We start from the raw sequence: 14,282 nt of genomic DNA, 5'->3' as shown, positions 1-14,282 counted from the left end.
AAGCAATCCAGCCTGTCGCCGCAGAAACAGTCTGGATTGCTTCGCTTCGCTCGCAATGACGGTGGAGGGAGCGCAGGACTCAGGCCGCCTTCAGTCCGACATCCGGCAAACGCGGCCGGTTCTTGAGCGCCTTGGCCATCATGGCCTCGACCTCGGCCTTTTCCTGCGGCAGCAGCGCCAGGCGCGGCGGGCGGGTCAGGGCGGTGCCGCGGCCCATGATGTGCTCGCACAGCTTGATGCACTGGACGAGGTCCGGGCGGGCATCGAGGTGCAGGAGCGGCATGAACCATTCGTAGAGCGGCATGGCCTCGGCGAAGCGCCCGGCCTTGGCGAGACGGAACAGCGTCTCTCCCTCGCGCGGGAAGGCGTTGGACATGCCGGAGACCCAGCCGACGGCGCCCATGGCGACGCTCTCGACGATGACGTCGTCGAGACCTGCGAACAGCACGAAGCGATCGCCGACCATGTTGCGGGTGTCGATGAAGCGCCGCGTATCACCGGAGGAATCCTTGAAGCAGACGACGGTCTCGACGTCGGCGAGCGAGGCGAGGATGTCGGGCGTAACGTCGTTCTTGTAGATCGGCGGGTTGTTGTAGAGCATCACCGGCAGGTCGGTGGCGCTGGCAACGGCGCGGAAATGCGCGGCGGTCTCGTGCGGCTTGGAGGAATAGACCAGCGCCGGCATCACCATGACGCCGTCGATGCCGATGCGTGCGGCTTCCTTGGCGGTCTCCACCGCGAATGCGGTGGTGAATTCGGCGATGCCGCACAGCACCGGCACGCGACCCTTCGCGACCGACTTCGCCGCTTCCATGATCGCGACCTTCTCCTTGCGCTCCAGCGAGGTGTTCTCGCCGACCGAGCCGCAGACGATCAGGCCGGAGACGCCGTCGCGGATCAAGCCGTCCATCACCTTGGCGGTCGCGTCGAGGTCGAGCGAGAGATCGTCGTGAAATTGGGTGGTGACGGCCGGGAAGACGCCTTCCCAGGCAACGCGGCGGCTCATGATTTGACTCCAGGTGTATACGCCGGCGGGGGGCTGGAGCCGCCGGCTGTTGTGAAAGGGATGGGGAACGGGATCAGAGCGTGGCGCCGACCTTGCGCAGCTCGGCGAGGACGGGGGCCTTGGGCAGCCAGATCTTGTCGAATTCGGCGATCACGGCCTCGGTGTCCTTGGCGTCGACCTGGCGGATCGGGATCGGCGCGTTCTTGAAGTTCTCGATCAGCTTGGGCTCGTTGCCGGCGAGTTCGTCGATCTGCGCGTCCAGCGTCGTCTTGATCGTCTTCGTGATCAGCTCGCGATCGGCGGCGGGCAGCGATTGCCAGACGCGGCCGGAGACGACGGCTGCCATCGGCATGAACACGGCATTCATCTGCAGGATCACCTTCGACACCTTGTCGAAGCGCTGGTTCCAGGAGAATTCGAGATCGGCCTCTAAGCCGTCGACCTGGCCGTTGGCCATGGCGTCGAACACCTGCGGCGTCGGGATCGGCGTCGGCGCCGCGCCGAGCGAGGAATAGAAATCGCGATACACCGGCGTCGGGTTGATGCGCAGCTTCATGCCCTTGATGTCGGCCAGCGAATTCAGGTCCTTGGAGGAGAACACCGCGCGCATCCCGGTGATGCCCCAGCCGAGCCCGATCGTGCCGGTCTCCTGCGGCAGCACTTCGAACAGCTTCACTGCCGCCGGATGCCGCACGAATTTTGCCACAGCCGGCGTCGAGCGCACGATGTAGGGCGCGTTGATCGCGGCGATGTGCGGCACGCGCGAGCCGAGCTCGGCAGCCTGAATGAAGCCCATGTCGAGCGCGCCGGACTGCAATTGCTGCATCATCGCGGTCTCGTTGCCGAGCTGGCCGGCGTGGAACACGGTCAGGGTCAGGCGGCCGTTGGTGGCGGCCTTGAGCTCGTCGCCGAATTTGAGCGCGGCCTTGTTCCAGGAATGGCCGTTCGGCGTGATCAGGCCGAGACGGAATTCCTTGGCCTGGGCGAGCGCCAGCGACGGGGCGAACACCGAGGCGGCGGCGCTGGCGGCGAGAAAGCGGCGGCGGGAAAGCGGCATGGTCGGGCTCCTTTCGGATGGGTCTATTTGACGAGGATCAGCGAGAGCGAGGGATAGAGCGAGAGCAGCACCAGCAGGATGCAGGCGATGACGAAGAAGGGCAGCGTCACCATGAACATCCTGCCGGGCTTGGCGCCGGTGACGGCGGCCGCGACGAAAAAGCAGAGCCCGACCGGCGGCGACAGCAGGCCGAGCACGAGGTTGATCACCACGACGACGCCGAATTGCCGGGGGTCGATGTGGTAGATCTCGGTTGCGACCGGCAGCAGGATCGGCACGGTCATGATGAGACCGGGAATGCCGTCGATCACGGTGCCGATCACCAGCAGGATGACGTTGCAGATCAGCATGAAGCTGACCGGATCCTTGGCGACGGTCTGGATCCAGGCGGCGGTCTCCTGCGGCACCTTGCCGAAGATCAGCACCCAGGAGAACACGGCGGCGGCCGCCACCAGGAACAGCACGATTGCTGAATAGATCGCGCTGCGCAGCATCATCTGCGGCAGCTGCGAGAACTCGAATTCCTTGGTCCAGAACCTTCCGACCAAGGCCGCGGCAACGGCGCCGACGGCTGCCGATTCCGTGGCGTTGGCGAGGCCGCCGAGGATGCTGCCGACGATGACGATCGGGATCAGCAGCGTCGGCGAGGTCCGCAGGATGGTCATCACGCGCTGGCGCGGCGTCTGGTGGTCTGCGCGGGGATAGTTGTAGACATAGCCCATCAGCGCGATGACGAGACAGAACATCACGGTGAGGATGACGCCCGGCACGATGCCGGCGATCAGCATGTCGCTGACCGAGACCTGCGCCAGCACGCTGTAGACCACGAACATCACCGAGGGCGGGATGATCGGACCTAGCATGCCGCCATAGGCGGTGAGGCCGGCCGCGAAGGTCTTGTCGTAGCCCTTCTTCTCCATCTCGGGGACCATGATCTGCGCCATGATCGCGACCTGCGCCGTCGCCGATCCCAGGATGGACGAGATGAACATGTTGGCGAGGATGTTGACGTAGGCGAGCCCGCCCTTGAGCGAGCCGACGAAGGCCATCGCCATGTCGACGATGCGCCGCGTGATGCCGCCGCCGTTCATGATCTCGCCGATCAGGATGAAGAGCGGGATCGCGATCAGGCCGTAGCTGTCGACGCCGCCGAACAGCTGCAGCGGATAGGACTGGAACAGCACCGGATTGCCGGACGCCGCGATATAGACGAGGCCGGCGAGGCACAGGCAGAGACCGATCGGCACGCCGACCAGCATGAACGCCATGAAGGCCGCTGACGTGATCATCAATTGACCCCGTCGAGTTCGGAGAGCTGAAAACCCTTCGGCGCCGTGCGCGGGACCAGCTCGAGGTCTTCAAGCAGATTGGCGAGGCCATGAATGGTCATCGACACCGCGAAGATCGGCAGCGTCAGATAGAGCACCCAGGTCGGCCAATTCAGCGTCTGCGTGCGCTCGGTGTAGAGGAAGTTGAAGGTCTCGCCCGCGAGCTTGCGCCCGTCGAAGCCGGCGCGGGCGAGGCCGACCGGGTCCATCCAGAGCACGCAGGTGACGATCAGGGCGATGCCGAACACCACGACGAGGCCGGTCGAGATCACTTTTGCAAATTTCTGGTGCTGGGCGGACAATCGCTCCGTCAGCATCGTCACCGCGAAATCGAGCCGCAGCCGCGTCATCGCGGACGCCCCGATGAAGGTCAGCCAGACCACGCAATAAACGGCGGATTCATCGATCCAGTAGATCGGGAAGTGCGAGTAGCGGGTGACGACGTTCACCAGGATCAGGCCGGTGAGCAGGTACATCAGGCCCATCAGCGCGAGCCGTTCGCAAGCGAGCAGGGCGCTCGACATCCGGACGATCATGCGTCGGAGGCTGAGTGCGCGCGTGGCCGGCATGGTCTGCTCGATCATGAAAGAGGCCCCAACCCCCTGAAAATTTGTCGTGCGATTGCCAAATGTATAATTTATACATTTCGGGAGTCAAACGGAGTTTGCGGTCATTTCGGCGGCAGGGCGCGCGTTTGCTGGGCACTATGCTTGTGGGGCCCCGGCTTTTGCCGGGCAGCTCGACATGCAAGACAGGGACCGCAGTCGGCCGCGCGAGTCGGGAAGGACATCGGACGATCAGATGAAACAGCCTCTGAAGCATCGCACCCTGTCGGCCGCGATCGTCGACCAGCTCCGCCAGGCGATCCTCGACGGCACCTATCCGGCCGGATCGCAGCTGCGCCAGGACGCGTTGGGCGAAGCCTATGGCGTCAGCCGTATCCCGGTACGCGAGGCGCTGTTCCAGCTCGAGGCGGAAGGCCTGGTGCGCATCGTGCCGCAGAAGGGCGCCATCGTTTCGGAGCTGTCGCTGGACGAGATCAACGACGTCTTCGACCTGCGCCGCATCCTGGAGCCGCGGCTGCTGGCGCAGTCGGCGCCGCGCTTCACCCCGGACGATTTCAACGGGCTCGACGACATCCACCGGAGCTTCGAGAAGGCGATCAAGGCGAGGAACGTCAGTGAATGGGGCCAGCTCAACGCCGACTTCCACATGGCGCTCTACGTGCATGCGCCGCAGCCACGCACCCGCGCGATCGTGCTGTCGCTGCTGCAGACCAGCGATCGCTACACGCGGCTACAGCTCTCCAACACCAAGGCGATGGGCATTGCCGAAAAGGAGCACGCCCAGCTGATCGCACTATGCCGCGCGCAGAAGGTCGAGGAGGCCTGCTGCTTCCTGGAGCGGCACATCGAGGCCGTGCGCAAGGATTTGCTGCAGGTCGTGGCGAACGCGCCGAAGTCGCGGCGGAAGGAGAAATCGTAGGGTGGGCAAAGGCGCATTTGCGCCGTGCCCACCAAGCGGTGAATGTCTGCGACAGATGGTGGGCACGCTTCGCTTTGCCCACCCTACAGCAGTTGTGATTGCCGCTACCTGCTCCCGTCCGGCCCCATGACGAGGTCCGGCAGCCAGGTCGAGATGCCCGGCACGAGGCACAGCAGCAGCACTGCGAGCATCATCAAGAGCACGAAGGGCAGCGTGCCCCAGATCACCTCGCGCAGGGGAATATCGGGCGCGACGTTTCGGATGACGAAGATGTTGAGGCCGACCGGCGGGTGGATCAGCCCCATCTCCATCACGATGGTCATGACGACGCCGAACCAAATGATGTCGAAATTGGCGGCGCGGAGCGGCGGCAGGATGATCGGTGCCGTCATCAGGATGATGGAGACCGGCGGCAGGAAGAAGCCGAGCACCACGACCATGACGAGGATTGCGAACAGCAGCTCCCAGCGCGGCAGATGCATCGCGACGATGGATTCGGCGACCGATTGCGAGATGTGCAGGTAGCTCATCACGTAGGAATAGAGCAGCGACATGCCGATGATCATCATCAGCATGGTCGATTCCCGGATCGTCGATTTCATGATCGGTGCGAGGTCGCTCGGCCGCCACACGCTGTAGATCGCGGCGATCAGCGCCAGCGCCAGCAGGCCGCCGAGGCCGGCGGTCTCCGACGGCGTGGCATAGCCGCCATAGAGGGCGATCATGACGCCGGTGAGCAGCAGCACGAAGGGGATCACGCGCGGCAGCACGCTGAAGCGCTCGGCGAGCGTATACTCGTCGCGCTGCAGGATCGGAGCCTCCGGTCCGCCGTTCTTGTAGGCCGCTTCGGCGGCGGCATATTCCTGGCGGAAGCGAAAGACGGCGTAGGCGCCGAACAGAAAGACCAGCAGCAGGCCGGGACCGATGCCGGCCAGAAACAGCCGTCCCAGCGACTTTTCGGCGGCGACCGCGAACAGGATCATGGTGATGGAGGGCGGAAGCAGGATGCCGAGGGTGCCGCCGGCGGCGATGATCCCAGCGGCAAAGCCGCCGGAATAGCCGCGCTTGCGCATCTCGGGGATACCGGCCGAGCCGATCGCCGAGCAGGTTGCGGGCGAGGAGCCTGCCATGGCCGCGAACAGCGCGCAGGCGAACACGTTGGCGACGCCGAGCCCTCCGGGCACACGATGCAGCCAGGCATGCAGCGCCGAATAGAGATCCTGGCCCGCGCGCGACTTGCCGATTGCCGCACCCTTCAGGATGAAGAGCGGGATCGACAACAGCGTGATCGAGGCCATTTCCTCGTAGACGTTCTGCGTCACCGTATCGAGCGAGGCGGCCGGCATGTAGATGGCCATGAACACCACCGCGACCGCGCCGAGCGCGAACGCGATGGGCATCCCTGAGAACATTACAAGCAGCGTCGCAACGCCGTAGGCGACGCCGATACCGAAAACGCTCATGGCCGCTTGGCTCCGGCGAAAGGCAGCGCAAGCTGCACGAGGATCTGGATGCAGAGCAGGCTCATCCCGAGCGCCATCAGGGTGTAGGGAATGGCGAGCGGCGGCGACCACATCGAGTTGGAGACCTGGCCGTCGACATAGGCTTCGTGCGCCAGCGTCCAGGACTTCCAGGCGAAGAAGGCGCAGAACAGGAACGTCGCGGCATCGACCAGCCAGAGCCGAACCCTGTTCGCGAGCGGCGAGAGCAGGCCGACGAAGGCCTCGATGCCGATGTGCCCGCGATGCTGCTGCACGTAGGCGGCCGTCATGAAGGTCGCGCCGACCAGCAGGAACACGGCGGCTTCGTCCTGCCAGTAGTTCGCGGCCTTGTACAGCGCGCGGCTGAGCACGCTGTAGCTCAGGATCGCACAGGCCGCGACCAGTGCGACCGCGGCGAACACGACGATGATGCTGTTGAGGATGGCGAGACCGCGATCGATCGCCGCCGCAAGGCCGGTGCTTGCGGCAGCGATCGTCTTGTCGTCACGATCCGGAAGCGGACCGTGGCTCATGCGGCGACGTCGATGGCGAGCTTGAGCAGGTTTGCGGCCGTCGCGGTCTTGGCGCTGTAGTCCTTCCACGCGGTGTCGCGGGCGATATCGCGCCACTTGCCGACGGTCGCAGCGTCGAGCGCCGAGACCTTGGCGCCGGCCTTCTCGTAGACCTTGGCGACCTCGATATCGTCGTCCTGCGCGCCCTTGCGGCCGAAGGCTTCGAGCTCGGTGCCGACCGCGAGCAGGATGTCCTGATGGTTCTTCGGCAGCTTGTCGAAGATCGCCTTCGACATCATCAGCGGCTCGAGCATGAACCAATAGGAGGCACCCGCGCCTGAGGTCAGCGACTTCGCGACCTCCTCGAGGCGGAACGAGATCAGGCTGGTGGAGGAGGTGATGCCGGCATCGCAGGCGCCGGTCTGCATGGCCGCGTAGATCTCGTTCGACGGCACCGACAACACCGAGGCGCCGGCGGTCTGCAGCACCATGTCCATCTCGCGCGAGCCGCCGCGCACCTTGAGGCCCTTGGCGTCCTCCGGGGCGACGATCGGCTTGGAGCGGCTGGCGACGCCGCCGGCCTGCCAGACCCAGGTGAGCAGGATGATGCCCTTATCGGCGAGGAAGTCGGTCAGCGCCTTGCCCACGGGCTCTTTCTTCCAGCGCAGGCCCTGGTCGTAGGTGGTCACGAGGCCCGGCATCAGGCCGATATTGGTCTCCGGCACTTCGCCGCCGGCATAGGGCATCGGATAGAGGCTGATATCGAGCGCGCCCTTGCGCATGGCTGAGAACTGCGCGTTGGTCTTGATCAGCGAGGAGTTCGGATAGATCTCGGCGGCAATGTCGCCATTGCTGCGCTTATTCACTTCGGCGGCGAACATGCGGCACAGCCGGTCGCGGAAATCGCCCTTGTCGATGGTGCCGCCCGGGAACTGATGCGAGATCTTCAGTGTGGTCGCCGCCTGCGCGGTGCCGGTGCCGAAGCGGAGAATGGCAGGTGCCGCGACGGCGGTCGCGAGCAGATGGCGGCGCGTGAACATGATGTGATCCCCTTGGCGTTTCTCTGAGTGTTTTTGGCAGAGTTGATTTGGGCTGGATTCTTAGCGACCGCGTGGGCCAACCCAATCCGGTCTCCCATCCGATGATCTCTGATAGTTCGAGACAGAGTGCCGCGGCAAGTGCCGGTTGTGCTGCGCTGCAGCACTTCCGATCGACACGGGCTCGTCAACCAAGGAGCGGCTGGCCGCGGAAATTTATCGATGGTCAGCGTAACAACGCCACATGGCTATCCGTCGAGACAAGATAGCGGCGTCCGTCGCTGACAAATATCATCACGAAGGAAGATGAACCATGACCATTCGCACCCGCATCGTGCTCGGCGTCTCGGCTGCCGCTCTCTCGCTAGGCCTCGCGTTTGCGCCGGCCGCCTTTGCTCAGGACAAGATGGGCAAGGATGACGGCATGATGAAAAAGGACACGATGTCCAAGGACGGCATGATGAAGAAGGACCACATGTCCAAGGACGACGGCATGAAGAAGGATCACATGTCGAAGGACGGCATGAAGAAGGACGACGGGATGATGAAGAAGAACTGATCTTCCGTCGTCGTCGTGCAGCGCTGGCACTTGGCGGCCACACGGTCTCGAACTTCCGGCGCGGTCCCATGGACCGCGCCGGGATGATGCTTCGGTTCAAATTCAATTGAACGCGATTTCCGCGCGTTACTTGCGCTTGGCCTTGCGGGCAGCGTAGCGGGCGTCGCGCTTGGCCTTTTGCTCGGCTTCGAGCGCAGCGCGCTGTGCTTCGGCTTCCTCGGCCTCGCGGGCAATCCGCGCGGCCTCGGCGGCCTTGGCTTCCTCCTCGAGACGCTTCTGCTCGGCCTTTTCGGCCTCGCGCGCAGCCTTGGCCTCGGCGCGCTTGGCCGCGAGGGCCTCGCGTTCGGCACGCTTCGCCGCCACCGCGGGATCGTCGGGACCCGGCTGCGACTTGAACTTGTTCAAAAGATTTTTGCGGGCGTCCTGTGCCGCCTTTTGCCGGTCTGCGAAGCCGGGTTCCCTGAATCCACTCATCGACGAGCCTTGTCTTTCTCGCTTTCAATCCTACATCGGTGCCTGTTGGTACGTCGGCTGGGCATAGCAGGCGCCACGCGACGCAGAAGCGTGTACATCGGCGCGCGTCGCGAAGCCACCCATAATCGCAGCCGATCAGGTCAACGAAAAATCGCCCCCCGACGATCTCTCGTAGCCCGGAAAAACTGCCGAATTGTGATGTCCCTCATAAGGGAGCACACGGGCGACGCCTAGCGTCCGCCCGCGACGATACGGAGCACGGGCATGACGATCCCAAGACCGAGCCTGAAAGCGCTGGCGATTGTCTTCGCCCTGGCGGGCGTGGCCGGCGGCGCGCTGCTGCTGGCTCGTCCGGAGCCGATCGAAAGTGCCGTGCTGGGTGCGGATTGGGAATGCACCCGGACCGCATTCGTGCTCACGAGTTGCGCACCGCGTGTTCAGGAGGCAAATCCGGCGGTCGAAACCTTGCGCAAGGATGCGATCCAGCAGACCCGGGGCTGAATTGGGCCCGACGATCGGGATGTGACGCCACGCCGCAGAGGTGGTAAAGCCAGCGCGCCAGCGTGACCAGGCGGCCATGTCGAAGCCAGAGTCCAGATCCGAACCGGGCGAGGAGCCCCATCCTCGACCGAACCGTCAGTCCAAGCCTCCGTCCGGCGGCGACCGCCGCGGCGCGCTGGCAGGATTGATCATCGCGGTCGTTATCCTCGGCATCGGCTGGTGGCTTGCCCGGGATCTGACGGCAGCCAGCAAGATGCAGGATTGTCTGATGTCCGGGCGAAGCAATTGCAATGTGATCGAGCCGGCTCGCTAGGCGCGCATTCCAGCACGGCCTGTGGGCCGAAAAATTGCCCTGATCTTAATCATTTGTAACGGGACTTAGCCGATCAAGCAGGGCAGTGATTGCGGCCGGCATCAGCCCGGCGCGCGGCGATTCGTCGATCGCGCCCGGGAATCGCGGCCATGAGAGAGCAGGGGGCGAGCACGCATGAGTGCGTCCAAACGCAACAAGATCATCATTCCCGCGGTTTCCGCCATCTCGTTGCTCGCGCTGTCGGCGCAGGCGCAGGAGGCCAGGTCCCGGCAGGAGGTCGTCCAACCGCCGGCCCGCCCAGCCGCAGGTGCGCCGCCCCAAGACGGTCAGAACATGCGCAAGGGTCCGCCGCCGCAGCAGGCGGCTCGGCCCGCGCCGCAGCCCGGTGCACAGCCTCGTGCCGGTGGCCCTGGTCCGCACAACGCGGGCGGCCCACCGCCTGGACGCCATTACGCCCGCGGACCTGTACCGGAGCGCGACTGGGGCGGCCACACCTATCGCGGCAATCGCGCCTGGGATGGTGGACGCTGGCGCCACGAGGTCCGCAACGGTCGCTCCGGCTGGTGGTGGGATGTCGGCGGCGTCTGGTATTATTATCCGCAGCGCATGGCAGGTCCGCCCGCCTACATCTCGGAAGAATACTACGACGACGTGCCGGTGGCCTACGCCCGGCCTCCGGTGGCCTACGCGCCGCCGCCTCCACCGCCGCCACCGGCTGATCCCGGCGCCAGCGCGCTTGGCGGCGCGATCGTCGGCGGCCTGCTGGGCGGACTGATCTCGGGCAATGCAACCGGGGCCGCCGCAGGCGCGGTTCTTGGCGGCGCGACGGGCGCGATCGCCGGTGCGACCGCTGCGTCCCAGCCCGGCTATTACTGGGCGCAGGGCACCTGCTACTACCGCTATCCGAACGGCCAATACGTGCAGGCCGATCCCCGCGCCTGCTATTGAATTTTCCGGGCCGGATCGGACCAGTTGGAGGCGGGCTTCGGCCCGCCTCATCCTTTTGCACGCCGGCGGTTGCTTTTGAATTTGCTCTGGTGCTCGTCGCCCCCTCACGTCAATTTCAAAGAAAAATGACGGGATGATTCGCGGGGGATGCGGGACATGCTGGATGCCATCCAGATCAGCGTGGCGCTCTGGGCCATGATCGTTTGTGGCGGAATTAAACTGTCGCAGGCGTTGCCCTACCTGCTCTAGGCGGATCGGCAGGCCGGCCAATTGCCTTGGTCCATCAGGACACGAGCCAGTCGAAGAACGCGATCGAGGCCCAGACCAGGCCCGCGATCCAGGCCACCATAACGACGCCGATGGTGCCGAGATAGGCGATGCCGAGCAGGTCCGCGCGATGTCGCTGCGTCGGGACGATGACTTCGGTTGCTGCTTTGCGTGTCATGACCGGACATCACTCATGAAGCCTGACAGTTGTTTAGCGGAGATGCCGCGGACCGGCTGTGACGTGGTTCACAGATCGGTGCAGGAAGGCTGACGGGGTGACCCCGCAATCATACGGACCGAAATTGCCACGCGCTCGTCCAGATGGCCGGATAGAGTCCGCCTCATGTACACCGAGTACGATCCGCAACATGAGGCCGAGGCCGCAATGAAGCGCGCCGCGGAAGCCGAGGGTGCTGACAGGCAACGGCTGATCCAGCTCGCCCTGGCCTGGCACGAACTCGCCCGCGATCTGCGCGATGAGCAGGCCGGCCCCTCGCATCCAGCCGGGCACAGGCCGCCGGCCCGGTAGTGCTGACATGAGAAAAACCCCGTGCTCGGGGGACAAGCACGGGGCCCTTCAAAGCCGACCGGGGGCTGGCGCGGGTCGGCACCACTCTGTTCGGTCATCCAACGCGCTGATCGCGCGTTCGTTCCCGATCAATCCGCAGCGCTGAAATCCGATCGCATTGCAGCGACCTCTCACCCGCGAGAAGCCATCGTTAACGAATGCTCCGCGCGATCGAATCGCGGTCGCGATTCGTGCTTGCGAACGAAGCGGAGTCGGACCGTGAACAAACAAAAAGCCCCCGCAGGGGCTCAGTGTTTCACGCGGCTTCCGACTTCGGGACGGCGTCGGCATTCACCGACAGCTTGACCACGTCGCCCTCGACGGCACCGACATATTTCGTGTCGATGTAGTGATGATGGTCCTTGTGACCTTCCGGGCTGTCCTTGCGCGTCAGCTTGATGCGGTTGCCCTCGAGACGATCGACCGTGCCGACATGTGCGCCGTCCTTGCCGATGATTTTCATGTGCTCTCTGATATCAGCCATGCTGTCCTCCTTGCATGGATTCAACTGCGAAGGCGCCTGTTCGTTGCAGCAGGCGCCTTGGACCCGCCGGCTTTTCCAGACGTTGACGCCTGATTGGATCTGCAAGAAGCGCAATGGAGACCGTTCGGGCCTATTTGGAACGCAAGCACCGGGAACTCCGGCTGTTGAACGACGGCCTGAGAAATCCGCTTGATTTGGCGCCTCCGCGTTCCGTCGACGACGTCGTCAGATTCAAATTCCAGATCACCGCGGCGCTCAGGGCGGAGCACGAATTACACGAGTGGAAGGCGACCGAGACCGCATGGTCGCACACGGCCGATCCCGCCAGCGGGCCGTTCGAGTTCAGTTACGACTACCAGCGGGCCGATCTCACGGTACGCGGCCCTTCATTCTACGAGCTCGACGACGGCTGCACGAGCACGGCGATCTACACCGCCTCGGGGATGGCGGCGATCTCCGCGGTGCTGCTTGCCTCCGCGCGGATCGTCGCGAAGGCCGATATCCTGGTGCTGCCGGGCTCCTACGGCGAGACGCTGGAGCTGATCCGAAGCTTCATGCCGCATTTGCGGATCGAGGCCTTGCAGCTGCCGCTCGGCGATGCGCTTGCACGGGTGAGCTCGCCGCGGATCCTGCTGCTGGATTCCTGCTCCGTGGCCGGCGCCATCGAGGCGGTGCTGCGCCGTGACGGCTGGGGCCTCGATCTCCTGATTTTCGATACGACGTGCTTTGCCGGCAGGTCGGGCCGCATCAGGCGAGTCGTGAGGTGGGCCAGGCGACACGGAATTGCTCTGGTGCTGGTGCGAAGCCACAACAAGCTCGATTCGCTCGGAGCGGAATATGGCCGGCTCGGCTCGGCCGTCTTCGTGCATGGGGATGAGCGTCCGCCGCGGGGAGGGGACGTTGAATGGACACGTCTCGCGTCGGAAACCCGCAACGCGGTGCGGCTGCTCGGCGGCGCGGCATTGCCGGCCCACTTCCCGCCCTTCGCGGGCAGCGCAGCCTATTGGGCGCTGACCAAGCGGCGCGTGGCGGCGATCTTGCGTAACGGCCGAAGCTCGGCGCGATACTTTGCCGCCGAGATCCCGGCGCTCGCCGCTCAGCTTCGCTTCGCCCACGGCCTGTACGTGACCCTTCGCGGAAGGCGCGCGCTCGACGAGGCGGCAGCGCGGCAGGCGGCCGAGGACATGAGCTGCGAATTGCGCCGAGAGGGCTTTCCCATCCGCCACGCCGGCAGCTTCGGCTTCGATTTCGCGGCGACCGAGTGGTTTCACGACGCGACGACGGACCAGTACAGCGTCCGGGTGGCGGTCCCGGACCTGCCGACGGAGGTGTGGGACGATCTCACCGCTTCCATTGCGCGGTGGTGGCGCGGTCATCAACCGGCGGGTGGTGGATAGCCGGAAGCGAGGGCGCGTCGATCAGTCGACCGCCAGGCAATATTCGAGGCGCGGCTTGTCGTGGCCGCGCTTCCAGTTCTCAACGGCAAATGCAGGCTGACGTTGTCCCATTGCGCCAAATATCGAGGCCTGGACCACCTTGATGGGCCTCGTGACCGCATTGGTGTTCACCAGGCCTGCATCGACGGCCAAATACGATATCGCAACGATCGCGACCGCCGATGCGATCGCCATTCTCGTCAGCTCGGACTGCTGCATTCACAAACCTATCGGGCGCGGCTCGCCCGGCGCTTAGATAGGGGTGATCGGCGCCGTTCAAAGGCCGGCATATGGTTACCCACGCGTTCGTGAAGAGCGCCGCCTTTGCAATGAGCGGCCCGAGACATAGGTGACAAATCGTACCGGACACATGGGTTACACTTTCCGCTTTTGTTCTGCGGGAGGTGTGGATGCCGTGGAAAGCGAGTTCGGTAATGGAAGAGCGCCTGCGCTTTGTCGCCCGGCTTCTGGATGGGGAAGCCATGACCGAGGTGTGCCGGGAGTTCGGCATCTCCCGCAAGACCGGCTACAAGATTTTCGACCGCTACAAGGAGTACGGGCTGGAGGCGTTGAGCGACCGCTCCAGGCGGCCGGTCCGCTACGCCAACCAGCTCCCGCAGCAGCTCGAGACCCTGATCGTCCGGCTGAAGGGCGAGAAGCCGCACTGGGGCGCCCGCAAGATCCGCGAACTGCTGGTGCGCCGGCTCGACGGCGACGTCAGGGTTCCCGCCAAGAGCACCATTCATGCGGTGCTCGATCGCCACGGCCTGGTCAAGCGCGGCGGCGGGCCGCGCCACCGCGCGCGCGGCACGCCGCTGTCGCAGGG

General features: G+C 64.8%; 19 protein-coding genes. 8 read left to right on the top strand and 11 right to left on the bottom strand.

Annotation, left to right across the window (positions count from 1 at the left end):
* Nucleotides 1-79 precede the first annotated feature (79 nt).
* The 4 genes from AC24YW_RS00095 to AC24YW_RS00080 form a co-directional block, all read right to left on the bottom strand.
* Nucleotides 80-1,006, bottom strand: coding sequence for a dihydrodipicolinate synthase family protein (locus AC24YW_RS00095; protein WP_487480791.1), 927 nt, complete (start codon nucleotides 1,004-1,006; stop codon nucleotides 80-82).
* Between the two features lie 73 nt (nucleotides 1,007-1,079).
* Nucleotides 1,080-2,063, bottom strand: a complete 984-nt coding sequence (locus AC24YW_RS00090) for a TRAP transporter substrate-binding protein (RefSeq protein ID WP_487480790.1) — start codon at nucleotides 2,061-2,063, stop codon at nucleotides 1,080-1,082.
* A gap of 23 nt (nucleotides 2,064-2,086) precedes the next feature.
* A complete protein-coding gene (locus tag AC24YW_RS00085) occupies nucleotides 2,087-3,352 on the bottom strand; it encodes a TRAP transporter large permease (RefSeq protein WP_487480789.1) in 1,266 nt (421 codons plus the stop codon).
* Complete coding sequence (locus tag AC24YW_RS00080; protein WP_487481823.1) at nucleotides 3,352-3,960, bottom strand: TRAP transporter small permease; 609 nt, start codon at nucleotides 3,958-3,960, stop codon at nucleotides 3,352-3,354. Before AC24YW_RS00080 ends, AC24YW_RS00085 begins: the two co-directional genes overlap by 1 nt.
* A gap of 232 nt (nucleotides 3,961-4,192) precedes the next feature.
* Here AC24YW_RS00080 and AC24YW_RS00075 point away from each other — a divergent pair, with 232 nt between their 5' ends.
* Nucleotides 4,193-4,876, top strand: coding sequence for a GntR family transcriptional regulator (locus tag AC24YW_RS00075; RefSeq protein WP_487480788.1), 684 nt, complete (start codon nucleotides 4,193-4,195; stop codon nucleotides 4,874-4,876).
* A gap of 104 nt (nucleotides 4,877-4,980) precedes the next feature.
* Here AC24YW_RS00075 and AC24YW_RS00070 read toward each other — a convergent pair whose 3' ends face one another.
* The 3 genes from AC24YW_RS00070 to AC24YW_RS00060 are packed head-to-tail and all read right to left on the bottom strand — an operon-like array spanning nucleotide 4,981 to nucleotide 7,909.
* Nucleotides 4,981-6,339: a TRAP transporter large permease gene (locus tag AC24YW_RS00070; RefSeq protein WP_487480787.1), complete on the bottom strand. Its 1,359-nt coding sequence runs from the start codon at nucleotides 6,337-6,339 to the stop codon at nucleotides 4,981-4,983.
* Nucleotides 6,336-6,890, bottom strand: coding sequence for a TRAP transporter small permease (locus AC24YW_RS00065; protein ID WP_487480786.1), 555 nt, complete (start codon nucleotides 6,888-6,890; stop codon nucleotides 6,336-6,338). Before AC24YW_RS00065 ends, AC24YW_RS00070 begins: the two co-directional genes overlap by 4 nt.
* Nucleotides 6,887-7,909 carry a TRAP transporter substrate-binding protein gene (locus AC24YW_RS00060; protein WP_487480785.1) on the bottom strand — a complete coding sequence of 341 codons (1,023 nt, stop codon included), beginning with the start codon at nucleotides 7,907-7,909 and terminating at the stop codon, nucleotides 6,887-6,889. The genes AC24YW_RS00065 and AC24YW_RS00060 overlap by 4 nt, the downstream gene beginning before the upstream one ends.
* 310 nt (nucleotides 7,910-8,219) lie before the next feature.
* Here AC24YW_RS00060 and AC24YW_RS00055 point away from each other — a divergent pair, with 310 nt between their 5' ends.
* Nucleotides 8,220-8,465: a pentapeptide MXKDX repeat protein gene (locus AC24YW_RS00055; RefSeq protein WP_035999609.1), complete on the top strand. Its 246-nt coding sequence runs from the start codon at nucleotides 8,220-8,222 to the stop codon at nucleotides 8,463-8,465.
* 126 nt (nucleotides 8,466-8,591) lie between these two features.
* Here the strand turns inward: AC24YW_RS00055 and AC24YW_RS00050 are convergent, their stop codons facing one another.
* Nucleotides 8,592-8,939, bottom strand: a complete 348-nt coding sequence (locus tag AC24YW_RS00050; RefSeq protein ID WP_042336356.1) for a DUF6481 family protein — start codon at nucleotides 8,937-8,939, stop codon at nucleotides 8,592-8,594.
* Between the two features lie 264 nt (nucleotides 8,940-9,203).
* On the opposite strand from AC24YW_RS00050, the gene AC24YW_RS00045 reads away from it, so the two are divergent.
* The 3 genes from AC24YW_RS00045 (at nucleotide 9,204) to AC24YW_RS00035 (ending at nucleotide 10,701) form a co-directional block, all read left to right on the top strand.
* Nucleotides 9,204-9,440 carry a hypothetical protein gene (locus AC24YW_RS00045; RefSeq protein WP_487480784.1) on the top strand — a complete coding sequence of 79 codons (237 nt, stop codon included), beginning with the start codon at nucleotides 9,204-9,206 and terminating at the stop codon, nucleotides 9,438-9,440.
* 76 nt (nucleotides 9,441-9,516) lie between these two features.
* Nucleotides 9,517-9,753, top strand: a complete 237-nt coding sequence (locus AC24YW_RS00040; protein WP_487480783.1) for a DUF2273 domain-containing protein — start codon at nucleotides 9,517-9,519, stop codon at nucleotides 9,751-9,753.
* Nucleotides 9,754-9,927: 174 nt separating this feature from the next.
* The gene (locus AC24YW_RS00035; RefSeq protein WP_487480782.1) at nucleotides 9,928-10,701 is read left to right on the top strand and encodes a hypothetical protein; all 774 of its coding nucleotides are present in this window, start codon (nucleotides 9,928-9,930) and stop codon (nucleotides 10,699-10,701) included.
* Between the two features lie 283 nt (nucleotides 10,702-10,984).
* On the opposite strand, the gene AC24YW_RS00030 is transcribed toward AC24YW_RS00035, so the two are convergent.
* The gene (locus AC24YW_RS00030; RefSeq protein ID WP_487480781.1) at nucleotides 10,985-11,146 is read right to left on the bottom strand and encodes a hypothetical protein; all 162 of its coding nucleotides are present in this window, start codon (nucleotides 11,144-11,146) and stop codon (nucleotides 10,985-10,987) included.
* A 165-nt stretch (nucleotides 11,147-11,311) separates the two neighbouring features.
* Here AC24YW_RS00030 and AC24YW_RS00025 point away from each other — a divergent pair, with 165 nt between their 5' ends.
* Nucleotides 11,312-11,497, top strand: a complete 186-nt coding sequence (locus tag AC24YW_RS00025) for a hypothetical protein (protein ID WP_128261776.1) — start codon at nucleotides 11,312-11,314, stop codon at nucleotides 11,495-11,497.
* A gap of 295 nt (nucleotides 11,498-11,792) precedes the next feature.
* On the opposite strand, the gene AC24YW_RS00020 is transcribed toward AC24YW_RS00025, so the two are convergent.
* Nucleotides 11,793-12,020 (bottom strand): DUF2171 domain-containing protein, encoded by a 228-nt coding sequence (locus tag AC24YW_RS00020; protein ID WP_487480780.1) that lies wholly within the window; start codon nucleotides 12,018-12,020, stop codon nucleotides 11,793-11,795.
* A 113-nt stretch (nucleotides 12,021-12,133) separates the two neighbouring features.
* On the opposite strand from AC24YW_RS00020, the gene AC24YW_RS00015 reads away from it, so the two are divergent.
* Nucleotides 12,134-13,417 (top strand): hypothetical protein, encoded by a 1,284-nt coding sequence (locus AC24YW_RS00015; protein WP_487480779.1) that lies wholly within the window; start codon nucleotides 12,134-12,136, stop codon nucleotides 13,415-13,417.
* Nucleotides 13,418-13,438: 21 nt separating this feature from the next.
* On the opposite strand, the gene AC24YW_RS00010 is transcribed toward AC24YW_RS00015, so the two are convergent.
* Complete coding sequence (locus tag AC24YW_RS00010; protein WP_487480778.1) at nucleotides 13,439-13,675, bottom strand: hypothetical protein; 237 nt, start codon at nucleotides 13,673-13,675, stop codon at nucleotides 13,439-13,441.
* Between the two features lie 191 nt (nucleotides 13,676-13,866).
* Between AC24YW_RS00010 and AC24YW_RS00005 the strand changes: the two genes are divergently transcribed.
* Nucleotides 13,867-14,282 (top strand): helix-turn-helix domain-containing protein (locus AC24YW_RS00005; RefSeq protein WP_487480777.1); only part of this gene is annotated, 416 nt, incomplete at its 3' end.

The sequence above is a fragment of the Bradyrhizobium sp. USDA3516 genome (assembly GCF_057651995.1).
The sequence above is the reverse complement of the archived record's forward strand: the minus strand, read 5'-3'. Positions and strand labels throughout refer to the sequence as shown.

Coding starts and splice junctions, on each gene's coding strand:
- AC24YW_RS00095 (WP_487480791.1), bottom strand. CDS start 1,006: ATGAGCCGCCGCGTTGCCTGGGAAGGCGTCTTCCCGGCCGTCACCACC.
- AC24YW_RS00090 (WP_487480790.1), bottom strand. CDS start 2,063: ATGCCGCTTTCCCGCCGCCGCTTTCTCGCCGCCAGCGCCGCCGCCTCG.
- AC24YW_RS00085 (WP_487480789.1), bottom strand. CDS start 3,352: ATGATCACGTCAGCGGCCTTCATGGCGTTCATGCTGGTCGGCGTGCCG.
- AC24YW_RS00080 (WP_487481823.1), bottom strand. CDS start 3,960: ATGCCGGCCACGCGCGCACTCAGCCTCCGACGCATGATCGTCCGGATG.
- AC24YW_RS00075 (WP_487480788.1), top strand. CDS start 4,193: ATGAAACAGCCTCTGAAGCATCGCACCCTGTCGGCCGCGATCGTCGAC.
- AC24YW_RS00070 (WP_487480787.1), bottom strand. CDS start 6,339: ATGAGCGTTTTCGGTATCGGCGTCGCCTACGGCGTTGCGACGCTGCTT.
- AC24YW_RS00065 (WP_487480786.1), bottom strand. CDS start 6,890: ATGAGCCACGGTCCGCTTCCGGATCGTGACGACAAGACGATCGCTGCC.
- AC24YW_RS00060 (WP_487480785.1), bottom strand. CDS start 7,909: ATGTTCACGCGCCGCCATCTGCTCGCGACCGCCGTCGCGGCACCTGCC.
- AC24YW_RS00055 (WP_035999609.1), top strand. CDS start 8,220: ATGACCATTCGCACCCGCATCGTGCTCGGCGTCTCGGCTGCCGCTCTC.
- AC24YW_RS00050 (WP_042336356.1), bottom strand. CDS start 8,939: ATGAGTGGATTCAGGGAACCCGGCTTCGCAGACCGGCAAAAGGCGGCA.
- AC24YW_RS00045 (WP_487480784.1), top strand. CDS start 9,204: ATGACGATCCCAAGACCGAGCCTGAAAGCGCTGGCGATTGTCTTCGCC.
- AC24YW_RS00040 (WP_487480783.1), top strand. CDS start 9,517: ATGTCGAAGCCAGAGTCCAGATCCGAACCGGGCGAGGAGCCCCATCCT.
- AC24YW_RS00035 (WP_487480782.1), top strand. CDS start 9,928: ATGAGTGCGTCCAAACGCAACAAGATCATCATTCCCGCGGTTTCCGCC.
- AC24YW_RS00030 (WP_487480781.1), bottom strand. CDS start 11,146: ATGACACGCAAAGCAGCAACCGAAGTCATCGTCCCGACGCAGCGACAT.
- AC24YW_RS00025 (WP_128261776.1), top strand. CDS start 11,312: ATGTACACCGAGTACGATCCGCAACATGAGGCCGAGGCCGCAATGAAG.
- AC24YW_RS00020 (WP_487480780.1), bottom strand. CDS start 12,020: ATGGCTGATATCAGAGAGCACATGAAAATCATCGGCAAGGACGGCGCA.
- AC24YW_RS00015 (WP_487480779.1), top strand. CDS start 12,134: ATGGAGACCGTTCGGGCCTATTTGGAACGCAAGCACCGGGAACTCCGG.
- AC24YW_RS00010 (WP_487480778.1), bottom strand. CDS start 13,675: ATGCAGCAGTCCGAGCTGACGAGAATGGCGATCGCATCGGCGGTCGCG.